At 45.5% G+C, this 16,366-nt stretch carries 14 protein-coding genes; 4 read left to right on the top strand and 10 right to left on the bottom strand.

Annotated elements, in window-relative coordinates:
- Positions 1-2: 2 nt before the first annotated feature.
- Together ACXAER_RS06040 and ACXAER_RS06035 are read left to right on the top strand one after the other, a co-directional pair.
- On the top strand, positions 3-575 hold the full coding sequence (locus ACXAER_RS06040) for an Lcl C-terminal domain-containing protein (RefSeq protein WP_474827526.1): 573 nt from the start codon (positions 3-5) through the stop codon (positions 573-575).
- Between the two features lie 268 nt (positions 576-843).
- Entirely contained in the window at positions 844-1,638 is a 795-nt protein-coding gene (locus tag ACXAER_RS06035) for a YggN family protein (protein ID WP_474827524.1), read from the top strand.
- A gap of 124 nt (positions 1,639-1,762) precedes the next feature.
- Here ACXAER_RS06035 and hemW read toward each other — a convergent pair whose 3' ends face one another.
- From hemW to ACXAER_RS06015, 4 genes are all read right to left on the bottom strand, one after another.
- Positions 1,763-2,902 (bottom strand): radical SAM family heme chaperone HemW, encoded by a 1,140-nt coding sequence (hemW, locus tag ACXAER_RS06030; RefSeq protein WP_474827522.1) that lies wholly within the window; start codon positions 2,900-2,902, stop codon positions 1,763-1,765.
- Positions 2,895-3,497 (bottom strand): XTP/dITP diphosphatase, encoded by a 603-nt coding sequence (locus tag ACXAER_RS06025; protein ID WP_474827520.1) that lies wholly within the window; start codon positions 3,495-3,497, stop codon positions 2,895-2,897. Before ACXAER_RS06025 ends, hemW begins: the two co-directional genes overlap by 8 nt.
- 219 nt (positions 3,498-3,716) lie before the next feature.
- The gene (gene srmB / locus ACXAER_RS06020) at positions 3,717-4,943 is read right to left on the bottom strand and encodes an ATP-dependent RNA helicase SrmB (RefSeq protein ID WP_474808431.1); all 1,227 of its coding nucleotides are present in this window, start codon (positions 4,941-4,943) and stop codon (positions 3,717-3,719) included.
- Positions 4,944-5,092: 149 nt separating this feature from the next.
- Positions 5,093-6,271, bottom strand: coding sequence for a tRNA nucleotidyltransferase/poly(A) polymerase-related protein (locus ACXAER_RS06015; protein ID WP_474827518.1), 1,179 nt, complete (start codon positions 6,269-6,271; stop codon positions 5,093-5,095).
- Between the two features lie 219 nt (positions 6,272-6,490).
- Between ACXAER_RS06015 and ACXAER_RS06010 the strand changes: the two genes are divergently transcribed.
- Positions 6,491-7,402 carry an ExeA family protein gene (locus ACXAER_RS06010; RefSeq protein ID WP_474827516.1) on the top strand — a complete coding sequence of 304 codons (912 nt, stop codon included), beginning with the start codon at positions 6,491-6,493 and terminating at the stop codon, positions 7,400-7,402.
- Positions 7,395-8,567, top strand: a complete 1,173-nt coding sequence (locus tag ACXAER_RS06005) for a general secretion pathway protein GspB (RefSeq protein WP_474827514.1) — start codon at positions 7,395-7,397, stop codon at positions 8,565-8,567. Before ACXAER_RS06010 ends, ACXAER_RS06005 begins: the two co-directional genes overlap by 8 nt.
- Positions 8,568-8,702: 135 nt before the next feature.
- On the opposite strand, the gene ACXAER_RS06000 is transcribed toward ACXAER_RS06005, so the two are convergent.
- The 6 genes from ACXAER_RS06000 to ACXAER_RS05975 all read right to left on the bottom strand — a co-directional run bounded on the left by ACXAER_RS06000 (position 8,703) and on the right by ACXAER_RS05975 (position 16,092).
- A complete protein-coding gene (locus ACXAER_RS06000) occupies positions 8,703-9,899 on the bottom strand; it encodes an HD-GYP domain-containing protein (protein WP_474827512.1) in 1,197 nt (398 codons plus the stop codon).
- 346 nt (positions 9,900-10,245) lie between these two features.
- Positions 10,246-10,851: a 3-isopropylmalate dehydratase small subunit gene (gene leuD, locus ACXAER_RS05995; protein ID WP_014948483.1), complete on the bottom strand. Its 606-nt coding sequence runs from the start codon at positions 10,849-10,851 to the stop codon at positions 10,246-10,248.
- Between the two features lie 3 nt (positions 10,852-10,854).
- Positions 10,855-12,255 (bottom strand): 3-isopropylmalate dehydratase large subunit, encoded by a 1,401-nt coding sequence (leuC, locus tag ACXAER_RS05990; RefSeq protein ID WP_061094370.1) that lies wholly within the window; start codon positions 12,253-12,255, stop codon positions 10,855-10,857.
- Positions 12,256-12,264: 9 nt separating this feature from the next.
- Complete coding sequence (gene leuB, locus ACXAER_RS05985) at positions 12,265-13,362, bottom strand: 3-isopropylmalate dehydrogenase (RefSeq protein ID WP_474827509.1); 1,098 nt, start codon at positions 13,360-13,362, stop codon at positions 12,265-12,267.
- Positions 13,363-14,922, bottom strand: coding sequence for a 2-isopropylmalate synthase (leuA, locus tag ACXAER_RS05980; RefSeq protein WP_474827507.1), 1,560 nt, complete (start codon positions 14,920-14,922; stop codon positions 13,363-13,365).
- A gap of 447 nt (positions 14,923-15,369) precedes the next feature.
- Entirely contained in the window at positions 15,370-16,092 is a 723-nt protein-coding gene (locus tag ACXAER_RS05975; RefSeq protein ID WP_474827505.1) for a hypothetical protein, read from the bottom strand.
- Positions 16,093-16,366 lie beyond the last annotated feature (274 nt).

Genomic DNA, 16,366 nt, shown 5'->3' with positions numbered 1-16,366 from the left:
TCATGAGTAAGCTAGTTAATACGATCACCAAAAAAGTGATGAAAAAATCAATGATTACTTCAATTAACCTGTTCGCTGCTTCTGCACTACTTATAGGTACGTCTGTGTCGGCTCATGCGCAAGAATGTTTATCAGATGGACTTGAAACCACGCCAAATGATAATTTTGAAGCGGTTACCACTAGTACCTTGCTAGATACCACAACAGATTTAGTCTGGAGACGATGTTCCGAAGGGCAAGCCTGGGATGGCTCAACGTGTAGCGGTGAAGCGGTGAAATATACTTGGCAGCAGGCGCTACAGCTTGCACAACAGGCGAGTAACGAAGACCTTCTAGGGTGGCGCTTGCCCAACGTCAAAGAGTTAGCCACCTTAGCTGAACGCGACTGCGTGCGACCAGCCATTAACAGCTCACTTTTTCCGGCAACGCCTCCGGATGATTTTTGGACTTCTACGCCTTCAGCGGACGATCCGGACCGTGCATGGGTTGTTGCGTTCTTTAACGCTAGCCATTCCATTAAAGAAAAAGACCGATTCATATATGTACGTTTAGTGCGCACTTATACCGATGAATAGGTGCAGGTAAAAATCTGCATCCTTTCTAATTAGTCTTTCGTCTAATATCTGATGCTGAGACTTTTTATCAACAAAGCACGCTCTATAATGCGTGCTTTGTTGTTTTAGGTCTGAACGTTAAAGATACAGATATTTATCGTTCTCATTAATGACCCGTTTACGTATTGCGTAAATTGATCATCTCGACATGTTCAACCTGATTTTTAGCACGTTAGACTCATGATGGCTTTTTATTTCTTAGTAAGCTAGCCACAATGATGGTATGAAAATGATATCGCGCCTTAAGGCTTTTCTCTTCACAATTTGTTTATTAACTGGGCTTAGTGCAACGGCGCAAGCTGAATATACGTGCAATATCGATTTTGCCTACGGTATTGCCGTAAATAATGCGCAGCTGCGCGTAATGGATAAAACCCGTACTGTGGTTCAGATTAATGACCAAAACCAACTGTTTGTAGGCGGACGTTGGCAAACCTTAAGCGAACAAGAAAAGCAGTGGCTTAACGAGTATTCTTCAGGTTTGCACTATGTGGTTCCCAAAATGATTGTTTTGGCTACCGAAGGTGTGGACTTGGCAATTGATACCATTGAACACGTGTATTTAGGTTTAGTTGGTAGCGACCACGACAGTTACGAGCGTTTGAACGCCGCGATGAAGCGCGTTCAAAACCGCGTGAAAGATAAATTCAGGCATGCCAGTAACCACTATTTTATAGGCCCCGGATCGCTGGAAAGCGTTGATGAATTCGTTGATAGCGAAATTGAAGCGCAGCTTGAGGAAGCAATTTCTACCTCAGTAGGCGGTATATTATCGGCGATAAGCGGCATCAACACTGGAAGCGGCGAGGTTAACCAAGAGAAAGTAGCGGAAATTACTCGTCAGCTAAATAACGTAGGTGAGCACCTCGATGTAGGTGACAAAGCTACGACATTGCGTAAAAAAGCAGAGTGGTTTTGTGAAAAGCTCAAACGTTTAGACGTTGCAGAAGAAAACCTTCGCGCTAGCGTACCTGCCTTTAAACCTTACAATATCATTACTCGTCACGACGAAAGCGAAAACTAGACGCAGTTAGAAGAGTAATACTGTATATTAAAAAATGAATAGAATAATAAAGCCTGCGCGAGCAGGCTTTTTCGTTCTAAGTCCTCATAGAAACCAGGAAAGCAAAGAGCTTAAAAGAGCGGGTTTAAACGAAGCACGACAGTAGCGAGTTAAGGTATCTACGTCCTTTACCAGTTACCTGCCAGTGACTATCTGAAATAGAAAGTAGCCCTTGGTGATGAGCATCAGACAATGCGCGCTTAACGTCACCCGTTAACTCAGTACCTGTAAAGTCACTAAAGTCACTCATCGGGCAAGGCTCAACTAAGCGAAACCTGTTCATAAAGAATTCAAAGGGCAGGTCGTCTTTACTTACCCGCGTTTGCGTATCTAAATACGGGCGGCTCATTTCCATGTAGCCTCGAGGATGCTTCACTTTAACGGTACGATGAATAGTGCCATTAGCGGCATCGGTAATCTTTCCGTGGGCACCACAGCCAATGCCTAAGTAGTCGCCAAAGCGCCAGTAATTCAGATTATGGCGGCATTGGTGCCCCGCTTTGGCGTAGCCTGAAATTTCGTACTGGTGATAGCCCGCACGCTCTAAGAGGCTGTGGCCTTTTTCCTGTATCTCCCACAGAATGTCGTCGTCTGGCAGTTCTGGTGGCTTTGAATAGAAAGGCGTATTTGGCTCGATAGTAAGCTGGTACCACGACAAGTGATAGGGATTTAACTCAATACCTTGCTTTAGATCTGCCATGGCATTGTCCACGCTTTGTTCCGGCAATCCATGCATAAGATCTAAATTAAACGTAGGTAGCCCCGCGCTGTGCGCTTGTGCCACCGCGTTTTCAGCTTGGCTTTCATTGTGAATACGGCCTAGCACTTTTAAATGCTTCGGCTGAAAGCTTTGAATACCGACCGAAATACGGTTCACGCCCGCCTGATAAAAGCCTGCAAACTTACCGGCTTCAACGGTACCTGGGTTGGCTTCCATGGTTATTTCAGCGGTGTCACTCAAATTAACCCGCTGTTTAACGCCGTTTAAGATGTCAGCCATGGCCTCGCTTGAAAACAAACTGGGCGTGCCACCGCCTATAAAGATTGTCTCAACAGGGCGGTCGCCAATCCGTTTTGCATCAATGGCTAAATCGTCCAGCAGGTGCGCAACATATTCTTTTTCGGGCAAGTCAGACTTAAGCCCGTGAGAGTTAAAATCACAGTACGGACACTTTTGAACACACCAAGGAATATGGATATAAAGGCTAAGCGGAGGATTACGCAAAAGTCGCTCTCATACTATCAAGCAAAATCGCTAGGGCGTTGCCGCGATGGCTAATGCGGTTCTTTTCGGCTTTCTCCAATTCTGCTGCAGTGCAACCATGAGTTGGCACGTGAAAAACAGGGTCGTAACCAAAACCGTCGTTACCCGAGCGAGCAGTTAAGATTTCACCTTGCCATTTACCTTGGCTAACCAAGGGGACTGGGTCTTCAGCATGGCGCATAAACACTAAGGTACAAAAGAAGTGCGCTTTACGTTGGGTTTCGCCATCAAGGGCAGCTAATAGCTTGTCGATATTGGTATCGTCAGTTGCATCAGCGCCAGCATAGCGGGCTGAATAGATACCGGGTGCACCGCCAAGCGCGTCGACGACTAAACCTGAGTCGTCGGCAATAGCTGGCAGGCCTGTTACTTTTGCGGCATGACGCGCTTTAATAATGGCATTTTCAACGAATGTTGTGCCTGTTTCAGGCACATCAGATACACCTAATTCTTTTTGCGCCACAACGTCTACGCCGTAATCTGCAAATAAGGATGCAAACTCACGTACTTTGCCTTGGTTTCCTGTGGCTAAAACAATTTTTTCTGGGAATTTCATTGTGCCAGACTCCTCGTTTTTTCTTTGTTCCTGAAATAAGCTCGAATACATTAATCGAGTGCTTGAGACTATTCAGGACGAAGGTTGGGAGTGGTTTGAGCAAACCCTCTGCCGCAGGGATGCGGCAGCGGAGCGCACATGGATGTGTTTACCGCGTGTTTGCGAAAGCCACTCCCAACCTTCGGCCTTCGCATCACTCACCCTCTACGTGCTCGAGTTTTACTTTTTCTTTTTAGGCTTAGCTTTTGCCTTGGCTTTGTCTTTGGCCTTCACTTTTTTCTTTTTTGGGCCAATTTTAGGCGTTTTGTTTTTAGGGCGTAGCTCGTCGATGACGCGGGCTTTCAGTGGCTCGCCCATGTAACGTGCGGTTTTGGCCACCATGTCAAAATCGTGGGCTTCAACCAAAGATATTGCAGTACCCTTGGCACCAGCACGACCGGTTCTGCCAATGCGGTGTACATATATGTCAGCTTTGCGCGGCATGTCGAAGTTAATAACGTGGCTTACATTAGGTACGTCGATACCACGAGCTGCAACGTCAGTTGCCAATAAGATTGGTACCTCACCACTTTTAAAGCGAGCCATGGCTGCATTACGCTTGTCTTGTGGCATTTCGCCCTGTAGCCAACACACTGGAATGTCTTTAGACGCTAAGAAATCTTTTAGCATCTGTAAGCGGTCGCGAGTTTTTACAAAAACAACAGCAGATGTAGTCGTCTCTTGCTTTAAGATATTTACCAGCAGGGCTTGCTTGTGATTCATGTCATCAGCAAGGTGATACCACTGATGAATTTTGTTCTTCTCTTTGCGCGACGGGTTAGCTTCCACAACTTCAGGGTTGTTAAGAATGTCGTGGGCGAAGGTTTTAACCCCTTTACCTTCTAACGTGGCTGAGAACAATAGGTTTTGCTTGCGCCAGCGCGCTTCGGCAGCAATTTGGTTAACTACCGTTGAGAAACCCATATCCAACATGCGGTCAGCTTCATCAAGAATTAAACACTCGATATCACGGCAATCTGCGGCTTCTTTTTCGATGTGTTCAAGCAAGCGACCTGGTGTAGCCACAAGAATATCGAGATTCTTGCTTAAGGTTTCTTTATCGGTACCGTAGTTAATACCACCGGTTATTACGCCGCACACAATTTGTGTATGCTTTGTTATGGCTAGGGCTTGTTCGTAAACCTGTAGCGCTAACTCGCGGGTAGGCGTAAGGATCAAAATACGTGTAGCACCAGGCTGTCTGCGCGGATAATCAAGTAAAAACTGGCATGCAGGCAATAAGAAAGCGGCTGTTTTACCAGTACCTGTAGGAGCAGAGGCCAAGATATCTCGTCCATCCAACGCATGCGGGATAACCAGTTCTTGAATGCTAGTTGGAGTTTCAAACCCCATATCGGCAGCTGCGTGACACAGTGCTTCGTCTAATTCGAGTTCTTCGAAAGTCATAGTATAAAAAACGCTCTAAATGAATGGGGCGTATTGTAGCATTGCTATACCAAAACATTGAGAAAAACTGGCGTTAAATTCGCACACCGCGGGTAAACCTTTACTGAAACGAAAAAGTCGACTTACGTAATGGCTTTTAGGGTATAAAATTATTCAGTTATCGAAGCAATGGCAGCAAGCTTTGCTTGGTTAAGCGCGTCTTTTATTTCAGGGCCTTTAACGCCCGTGGCAATGATATCTTGCACGTTCACTTGGTTGGCGGCTGATAATGCATTTTCAATGCGCTTTCGTTGGAGTTGCCAATCTATGCCCTTGTTATGAGCATAAGGCGCAAAAGCGCTAAGTAATAATGTGAAACGTTCCTCTCTTCGCCACGCATCACAGCCATTGAACAGGGCAAGTAAATCGGCGGGTGAGTTCTGCGCGTTCAAAAGAAAGCCTTTGAATTTACAGGCAAGGCTGACGATTTCACTAACTTGGTTTTGCACTTTGAGCCGACTGCATAACAGTTTCGCTTCTTCCACATTGAGGTGGTTGAGCAGGGCAGTAAACCTTGTTATCAGCCTAGCGGTTTCTGAATCGCTCCTTTCAGGTAATGGGGTTTCTAAACCCGTGTCTTCAACAAGGCTCTCGTTTTCAACCTTTTCTAGGTCTACCGCCGTTTTTAACGTTTCAAGAGCAGTATCTATGTTTCTTTCAAGCTCAGTAAACCAGTCATTGAGGCCATGGGCTTGGTTTAATACAGTGAAAAAAACATGCGGTGTTTTCTCTAAAAGACTGCGTTTTGTTTCTTGCCATACCCGCTCTGCACTTAGCGTGCTTAACTCGCCGCTTTGCGCCATAGACTGCATAAGAGCCATGGTTTCAGTGGCGATAGTAAACCCCAAATAAGCATAGCGGGTGGCAAATCTTGCCACGCGAAATACCCGAAGCGGGTCTTCACTAAAGGCTTCAGATACGTGGCGAAGTAGGCGGTTTTCTAAATCTTTTTTACCATCATAAGGGTCGATAAGGTTACCAAGGTTATCTTGGGCTATCGCATTAACGGTAAGATCTCGGCGCAGTAAGTCTTCTTCCAAAGTTACCGTGCTTGATGCGTCGCACACAAAGCCCGTGTAGCCTTTCCCTGATTTACGTTCTGTGCGAGCTAGTGCGTATTCTTCCTGTGTTTTTGGGTGTAAAAAAACAGGGAAGTCTTTGCCTACTTGGGTAAAACCCTGGCTGAGCATTTCTTCTGGAGTGGCGCCCACCACGACATAGTCGCGTTCAACAACTTTTCTGTTCAACAGTGCGTCACGTACTGCGCCACCAACGAGATATACTTGCATGCTCTTCCAACGATTTTTTAGTCAGTAATACTTTTTAGATTGGGAATGCATCGACTTTTGACGTGTAACAAAAATCAACCTTCCCAAGGTAACAGAGGCGCAGTATAGCAATGTTACAAATAAAATTCGTCGCCACATCGTTATGCGCTTTCACTTCAAGGTTGCGTCTGGTAGTTTAATCGTCGTTAAAAATTAAAACAGATAGGCGCTTCAGCAACCATGTATTTGAACTACTTCGGGTTAAATGACAATCCTTTTTCGATTGCGCCTAACCCCGATTATTTGTATATGAGCCCAAGGCACAAAGAGGCTTTGGCCCATTTGACCTTCGGCCTTAGGGAAAGCGGTGGCTTTGTGATGCTTACCGGAGAAGTGGGCACTGGGAAAACTACAGTTTCAAGAAAATTGTTGCAGCAGTTACCAGACAATACTCAGGTAGCTATGATATTAAACCCTACCTTATCTGCCCTTGAGCTATTAGCTACGGTTTGTGATGAACTAGGCTTACCCTATACACCAGAGAAAGCCAGCCTTAAGTATTTTACTGATTTAATTTTGTCTAAGCTGGCCGAAAATCACCAAGCAGGCATTAACACGGTGCTTATGGTAGATGAAGCACAGCATCTACTGCCTGAAGTATTAGAACAACTTCGTTTATTGACCAACCTTGAAACAAACCGTGAAAAGCTGTTAAAGGTCGTACTGATTGGTCAGCCTGAATTACAGCAGCTGTTAAAGCGCAACGAGTTACGCCAGCTGGCCCAACGCATTACCGCTCGTTATCATCTGCTGCCTTTAACTGCGCCAGAAGTCAGTGCTTATATAGCACACCGCTTAAGCGTGGCTGAAGGTGATATCAGTATTTTCAGTAAGTCTACATTGCGCGCAGTGCATCAAATTACGGGTGGAATTCCAAGAGTGATTAATTTGCTGTGCGACCGGGCGTTAACCTTATCTTTTACTAAACAGCATGCGGTCGTGCAAAAGCCTATATTTTTGGCCGCGGCGGAGCAAATTCTAGGTGAAGATGTAGTCAGTCAGCGTGTGCAAAGCCAGCGTAAATGGTACCTGGCATCGGCGTTTGTTTTGGCCATTATTTTCGGTTACGGGTTAGGGAGCTTGTATGTCTAATATCGTTGCCATTGAAAATCTTACGCCCGGCATGGTGATTGTCCAAATCATCAAGCAGAACGGGCCGGTTAAAATTAGAAAGTCGGGTTTAGTGACAAGCGACGCCATGGTGCAGGGCTTGGCTGAAATGGGTGTGCAAGAGGTTGAAATAGACCCTGAGCAAACCGTGGAAATAGCCCCCGCGACTACACATCACAGAACGCAAACCCAAGCTTTGCTTCGGGGCGAGCACGATACAAGCGCCACGTTTGATAAATCGCTTAATGAGCAGTTTAATCGCAGTTTGTTTTTGCCCACAGTAGAAGGATTACCGTCAGCGTGGAAGCTGTATACCAAGCAAGTAGCGCTTTTTGCCTTCGTTATTCTTGGCGGTTTATGCATTGGCTTTTCCGCCGCTACGGCAAAACGCTGGTGGCCAATGTTAACGGCGCCCGCGGCGGAACCTACGATAGCATCCGAAGCTAGCGATTCGAAGGAAAGCAAAAGCGAAGGCGTTTCTGAGCTTGTCGCTACGAAAAGCGGTAGCGAAATATCCGCTACTTCGGAAAATCAAAGTGAACAAACACTGCCTAAAGCCCAGACTGGTTCACAAGGTGGCAGTTCGAACGTTGCTGAAGAAGCTAGCGAAATAGTTGCTAATACTAGTCCTTCTAAGGACGTAGCTATTGAATCAGATACCCAAGCTGACGTACCTGTGAACAGTCAAACCGACGTCAATTTAGCAGCTACAACGGGTGATAACTCAAGCGAAACTATGTCTTCGCAAGATTATGAAGGTACAGTGTTAAACGAAACCGCACCTCAATCTGACGTATCCGTGTCGCCAGAGCTTATGGCGCGCTTTAACGCTGCTGTGGCGGCATTAGACTCAAAAGCGCAAGACGATACACCAGCCGAAGAAGAAACTAAAGTCACAATTAGAGAGGACCTGCCTCGTGTTGATCAATTGCCCGTTCGCTTACTAACGCGCCTTCCTACGATGAATTTTAGTGCACATATGTATGCTTCTCGACCAGCCGATAGATGGGTGAGAGTCAATGGCCGTCAAATAGGTGAGGGCGATTGGATTGCCGATAGAGTGCAGATCGTAAATATTGAAGCACAGCGTGTGGTGCTCTCTTTTGAAGATGAAGTTTTTACCATGGCGGCATTAACTGACTGGTAGCTGTTGCATCGATTAAAGTAGAAATCCCTCTGAGAAATTCATGTGGATGCTATATCAAAAAGGCCCTGACATCAGGGCCTTAATGCAGTATTTTGCCTTGCCAATAGCGAGCCCAAAAGTAGACCTCAAATGGGGCTAAAGTGGCATTTGATTCACGAAAACGTCTTTAAAAAATTTAGGTAGATTTAAGCTAAACTCTTCTGGGCGAACCCCCGATACGACCTCATCATCATATTGGCTTAAATCAATTCGTTTCACTTCATTGAAGTGTTGTGAAGTAACGCTGTAGAAAGTCATAACGTGTGGGCTTACTGGATCTTTAGGGTTAATTTTACTTACGATCCCTAATTTACCGCTCTTAAGGCGAACCAAAGAACCTACAGGGTGCACGCCAATACACTGGATAAATTGTTTTACCAATTCTTGGTCTAAGTTATCTGTCGCAGTTAGTCGCTTTAGCGCCTGAGTAGGCGTGATACTGTTTTTGTGAGTTCGATTAGATGTCATAGCGTCGTAAGCATCTACGATAGCGGCTATACGAGCGAACTCTGAAATCTCGTCACCAACCAATCCTTTAGGATAGCCACTACCATCCACGCGCTCGTGATGTTGTTTGATAATGCAAAGCGACAAATCAGATATATCACCACACTGTTCAACCAAGTCTGCGCCAATTTCAACATGGGTTTTCATTACTTCCCAATCGTCGCTAGACAATTCACCTGTGTTGTTGCGAATTTCATCAGGTAGTGATGACATGCCGATGTCCATTAATAAGGCACCCAAACTCACTTGCTCTACGGTGTCTCTGTCATAACCAAGAAATTCACAGAAAATGCCGCTCAGTACACTGCAATTAATGCTGTGCTCAAGAAGGTATTGGTCTGTATCTTTGATCATGGTAAGGCAGCTGAGCGCGTCCTTATTATCAAATACACTTTCTATGATGCTATGGGATAGCGACTCCATGGGAGACAGATCGGTAACAGCACCTTTTTGAAGTGATTTTAGAAAGCTGCTCTGTATGGTGAGTGCACTATTGTAAAGATCACTCGCCTCGTTAATTGAATCGCGGCCTATAGGCTTAACCTGTGATTTTGTAGCCTGTGGAGTTTCTTCTTTTGATGGCTCTGGCGCTTCTGGCGTTGGAGGAAGTTTTGACTTGGCTAGGTCTACTTCTACTGTAAGAATTCCCTTAGCTCTAAGACTATCAATGATGGCTTGAGTTTTTACAATGCCTTTGGAGCGCATTTTAAGTGAACCTGTTTGTTCAAGTACTTGATTGACGTACATTCCTGGCTGCAAATCATCAATGGGTACCTGTTCTAGCATTATCTCTCCTGTGAGGCACAACGTTGCCATAGCCTTCAATTACAATAGAAACGAATAGTACGATATTCCAGTGAAAAAAGTGAGGAGTTTATTAGTCTTTAGTATAGCTAGAGTCGGCGAATATAGGATTAACGAATTCGTGAGAAAACGTGTGACGTGTAAATGTGCCGAGAAGTTGCTTATAGCTCAAATCAGGTGAACTGATATTTTTAATGCGGACTGGTATTAGATGTCTTGATGCGAAGTTAAGGTAGAGGCATAGATGAGAGAAATAGACAGGGTGCCATCTCGCGACAGCACCCATGTGTCATGCTAGGGCTTTGTTAAGCGCTAAAGCCCCACGCTTTCACAACCACGCGGGCTGTTTATCTTCGAAGGCTTCTATAGCACTTGTGAGTTCAAGCGTTTGACCGATAGCATCTAAGCCTTTAATAAGGTTGTTTTTGTGATGCTCAGCAATATCGAAGCTGAAGCTAGTATCGTTAAAACTTACCGTTTGCGCTGGAAGATCAACGGTGATCTTAGTTGCTGGGTCTGCCTTCACTGCAGCAAACAAAGCGTCCATTTGCTCGCTTGATAATGCCACAGGCACTAGCTGATTATTAATGCAGTTGCCGTAAAAAATATCAGCAAAGCTGGTGGCAATAACCGTTTTAAATCCAAAGTCGGCAAGTGCCCACGGCGCGTGTTCGCGGCTTGAACCACAACCAAAGTTTTCGCGAGCTAGCAACAAACTCGCACCTTTGTGCTCAGGCTTATTCAGCGCGAACGCTGGGTTTGGCTCTTTCTCTTCTAAATCCAAATAACGCCAGTCGTGAAACAAATGTTTGCCGTAGCCCGCACGCGTTACGCCAGTTAGAAACTGCTTTGGAATAATTTGGTCGGTATCGACATTGGCCTGATCAAGCGGCGCAGCAATGCCTGTGTGTTGTGTAAAACCTTGTTCAGACATAACTTACTCCTGATAATCTCTAACGTCAGCAAAGCGGCCGGTAATTGCAGCAGCGGCAGCCATTGCCGGGCTCACTAAATGAGTACGTGCTCCACGACCCTGACGACCTTCAAAGTTACGGTTACTGGTAGAGGCACATCTATCGCCTGCCACTAGCTTGTCGTCATTCATACCAAGGCACATAGAGCAACCTGGCAACCGCCACTCAAAGCCAGCATCGATAAAGATTTTATCTAAGCCTTCTGCTTCAGCTTGGCGTTTAACGTTACCTGACCCTGGAACGACAATCGCGGTAACTGAATCGGCGACTTTACCGCGCTTAGCAATTTGTGCCGCTGCGCGCATATCTTCAATACGACCGTTGGTACATGAGCCGATAAATACGTGGTTTACTGCAACGTCAGCAAGCTTTTCACCGGGTTTTAACCCCATATACTCAAGCGCTTTTACTGCGCTCTCTTTTTCAATCGGGTCACTGAAGTCTTCAGGGGCAGGTACCGGTGTGTTTACGCCAATAACCTGGCCTGGGTTAGTGCCCCACGTAACCTGAGGAGCGATATCTGCCGCTTCAAGTTCAACCACAGTGTCAAAGGTTGCGCCCTCTTCGGTATAAAGGGTTTTCCAATAAGCGACGGCGTCTTCCCAGTCTTGACCCTTAGGTGCGTATTCGCGGCCTTCAAGGTAGGCGAAGGTTTTCTCATCTGGTGCAACAAGGCCAGCTTTCGCACCAGCTTCAATACTCATGTTACACACCGTCATGCGCTCTTCCATGCTCAAACCGCGGATAGCTTCACCTGCGTATTCGATAACATGGCCAGTAGCGCCAGCGTGGCCAATTTTTCCAATAATGGCAAGAATAATGTCTTTTGCGGTAATACCAACAGGAAGCTTGCCATTTACGTTGATAAGCATGCTTTTCGCGCGGCTTTGTTTCAACGTTTGTGTGGCCAGTACGTGCTCTACCTGAGAGGTACCAATACCAAATGCCAGCGCACCAAATGCACCGTGGGTTGCAGTGTGTGAGTCACCACACACCACCGTCATGCCTGGCTGAATTAGACCTAATTCAGGGCCCATAACGTGCACAATACCTTGCTTCTGGTGGCCCACTGGAAATAGCTGAATGCCGTGTTCTTCACAGTTTTTTGCCAAGGTTTGTAGCTGAAGCGCATTCGCCGGACCACAGGCATCAATTGCCAATGAACGGGTTGAAATGCTGTGATCCATAGTACCAACCGTGCGATCAGGACGTCGTACTTTACGGCCTTTTTCATTAAGGCCAGCGAATGCCTGAGGTGACGTTACTTCATGAATTAAGTGACGGTCGATATAAATTAAGCTGTCTTCACCGATTTGGTCAATAATGTGGGCTTGCCACACTTTGTCATATAAGGTCTTGGCCATGAGATGTTTTTACTCCTGCGCCATTAATTGTTTAACGATTTCATCGCCCACTTGTGACGTGCTTGCCGCTTGGCTGCGTTTGTCAGAAGGAAGTAACTCGCCTGTAAGTACACCTGCTTCTAGCGTTGCCACTACTGCCTTTTCAATTGCGTTGGCAGCATCATTCAAGTTCATGCTGAAACGCAGCATCATGGCGGCCGATAAAATTTGTGCGATAGGGTTAGCAATGCCTTGGCCTGCAATATCTGGGGCCGAACCGCCTGCTGGCTCATAAAGGCCAAAGCCTTCTTCATTCATGCTTGCCGATGGCAACAAGCCCATAGAGCCTGTCATCATGGCGCATTCATCAGAAACGATATCGCCAAAAAGGTTTGAACACAGCATTACATCGAACTGCGCTGGGTTCTTCATAATCTGCATAGTGGCGTTGTCGATATAGATGTGATCTAGCTCTACATCTGGATAGTCTTTTGCTACTTCTTCAGCAATTTCACGCCATAAACGGCTGGTTACCAGTACGTTGGCTTTGTCTACTGAAGTCACTTTGCCGCGACGCTTCTGTGCTGCTTCAAACGCTGCAATCGCAATACGGCGAATTTCACGTTTACTGTAGCGCATAGTGTCATACGCGAATTCTTCTTCGCCTTCACCTTCTCGGCCCTTCGGCTGACCAAAGTAGATACCGCTGGTTAGCTCACGCACAACCAAAACATCTACGCCTGATTTTGCAATGTCTTCTCGAAGAGGAGATAAGCTTTCAAGGCCCGGATAAATGCGAGCAGGGCGTAAGTTGCTGAACAGGTCAAAATGGCTGCGAAGGGTAAGCAATGCGGCACGCTCTGGGCGCTGCTCTAGCGGCAAGGTGTCCCACTTAGGGCCGCCGATACTGCCAAACAAAATTGCATCGGCTTGCTCACAGCCCAAAAGCGTTTTTGAGGGTAGCGCTTCGCCTTCAGTATCAATGGCGTAGCCACCTACAGGGTATGCAGTACGGTTTAAGCTAACGTTAAACTTCTTTTCAACAGCATCTAAAACCTTATTGGCTTCCTGCATAACTTCTGGGCCGATACCGTCTCCGGCTAATACGGCAATTGAATACTGGCTCATTTATACTCCTGCAACGCGTTCTTGTTGATTTTTCTGCTGATCAATTTGATCGGCCAAATATGTGTTGTTTAATACAAAGATAAGGGCTTTAACGCCGGCTTCGACAATATCTGTAGCCAAGCCGATTCCATGGAAACGACGGCCTTTATATGTAGCGATAACGCTCACTTGCGCCAAAGCGTCGGCACCTTCACCTTTTGAATCTAATTTAAAGTCGACAACTTCTAAATCTTCGTGACCTAGTATAGACATTATGGCTTTATACGCCGCATCTACAGGGCCATTACCAATGCTTGATTGAGTAATTTCTTCGTCGCCCACTTTCATTTTGACCGTAGCGCTTGGGATTATTTCACGGCCTGAGTTTGCTTGAAGGTAAAGCAACTGGAAGTGTGCTTGGTCGTGCTTTTGCTTATCGAAGAACAATAATGCTTCAAGGTCGTAGTCGTATACTTGACCTTTTTTATCCGCTAACTTCAAGAAAGCGTCGTAAACGGCCTCTAGGTCGTAGTCTTCCGCTTTATAGCCAAGTTCAGTTAAGCGGTGCTTAATCACATGACGGCCAGAGCGAGACGTTAGGTTTAAATTGTTTTTATTAATACCCACACTTTCAGGGGTCATAATTTCATAGGTATTTTGCGCTTTTAAGACACCGTCTTGGTGAATGCCTGATGAGTGACTAAACGCATTCGCACCTACAATAGCTTTGTTGGCCTGAACCGGCATATTACAAAGCTGGCTCACTAATTTCGAGGTACGTGAAATCTCCGTAGAGTTGATGTTGGTATCTATACCCAACATGTTCTTACGGGTTTGCAAGATCATAGCAATTTCTTCAAGTGAAGCATTACCAGCACGCTCGCCAATACCGTTTATAGTACATTCAACCTGTCTGGCACCTTGCTCAACAGCTGCTAATGAATTTGCTACCGCTAAGCCCAAGTCGTTGTGACAGTGAACTGAGATTGTCGCTTTGTCGATATTAGGAACACGGTTAAACAATTGCTGGATAATACCGCCGAATTCTGTAGGTGTGGTGTAGCCCACTGTATCCGGGATATTAACGGTAGTTGCACCAGCATTAATCGCAGCTTCTACCATGCGGCATAGATAGTCGATGTGCGTACGACCGGCGTCTTCACAGGAAAATTCAACGTCATCTGTGTATTGACGTGCATGCTTAACCGCCTTCACCGCCATTTCAACAATTTCATCTTGTGACTTGCGAAGCTTGGCACCTACGTGAATCTCTGACGTTGCGATGAAAGTATGAATACGGAATTGTTCTGCGACGCTTAGCGCTTGACCACACGCATCAATATCGCCTGGCAAAGCACGAGATAGGCCACAAACAACAGAGTTTTTAACCTCTTTCGCAATCATTTGCACAGAGCGGAAGTCACCAGGAGAAGATACGGGGAAACCCGCTTCAATAATGTCAACGCCCAAGCGTTCGAGCGCCAGCGCGATCTGTAATTTCTCTTTGGCACTTAGGCTTGCAGGTAAGGCCTGCTCACCGTCTCGCAATGTGGTATCAAAGATCTTCACTTGATTTGTCATGACGCTCTCTCAGTTTAATAGTTAAAAAAAAACCCGTGCTTGGCACGGGTTTTTGTGAAATTAAATCGCTGGTCGCAATCTACCCGTGCAGTCTGGCTGCCATAAGGAGTAGAGATAGAAGAAGGAAACGAATACGCATTTGTTGTTTCTTTGCTGACCAAGTTGATAGCGACAATGTACCCATGTGGCATGAAGAGGTCAACCATTGTTTACAATAATGAGTATATTTTTCGTATATAAAAGCTATCTTTTAATTATTTAGGATGTGCATCCTAATGATTTCGGCCCGAAAGCATTTTGAACAGCGGTTTAACGCATTTAAGAGGGGGTGATTCACTCTGTCTGATGTTGGTTAGGATGTTTGTACTAAATTTAGCTGTAGAGGTGTGAGTGAAATTGTGGTTTTTTATGCGAATTTGCTGGGTTTTTATTCTTTATGGGGCTTTGCTACCTATTGAGCAGCGTAAAGCTCTTCCAGTTGATTTGAGTAGATAGGCGCATTTCGCGAAGGGATAAAGTACGCGGTGAACGCTTGGATTTAAAACTCCATGCGTGGCCACAGCATGCAGCGGTCATTATCGCCTTTGAAGGCCGCAGCAGTATTTTGTTTTGAACTGAAAGTGCCGTGGCCGCTTCAATTTCATCGCGTAGTGGAGTTGAAGAAATGCACTCCCCTGTATTAGCAAACCATCCATTTTTGTTCAGATGGAGCTGGGTATTGTCTTGGTTTACCATATCAATTGAGTCAAGCTCAATGTGAGAGCCTTCCATATTTAAAATTAAAACAGGTACAACAAGACCATACCTAGCGTTTTTTCTATACCACGCTTCTCGCTTTTCTACATCGTCTAAATGATTAATGCCGGGGCACTTTGCAGATTGCTTGGCATACCAGCTTCCATTATGAGTATCTGTTTTTAGCGGGGATGGATTGTTTGAGTTGCCATTACCAATCATATATCGAGCAATAGCTTTCACGTGATAGGGAAGCCCGCCCATTCGACGCTTAAGCAGCGATAGGTTTTTTATCTCGCTATGAGCTAGAGAGACGACTTCTCTTTCATACAGAGCTGTACATATTTCATTGAATTGAGGGTGGCTTCCGCCTAACTCTCCCGATTCGCTAAAAAAGCCTGCCTGAGATCGAGAAGAAGGTTTCTCTGCTGTCATCACTTATCTGCACAAATTTTTGATTATTGAATAACCGTATCAAGAAACTGTAATAAGTGCCATATAGGCGCTTTAAAAGCTGATATTGCTTTTAGTTAAGCAAGTGCGAGGGGACGGGTTCTAGCGATTGCTTTACCTGATACTCATTTCATGATGATTTATATTACCAATTTTATTATGCATGAAAATGGATTTGAAAATTAAAATTTACCAATTTTTATATATGTGTATCTTTTTTAAGTTACTGTTAAATAATGTCTTAATTGCTTTCTAT

Source organism: Alteromonas sp. AWJ4_199, assembly GCF_056159165.1.
Note: the sequence above shows the minus strand (reverse complement) of the source record. Positions and strands in the feature narration are given on the sequence as shown.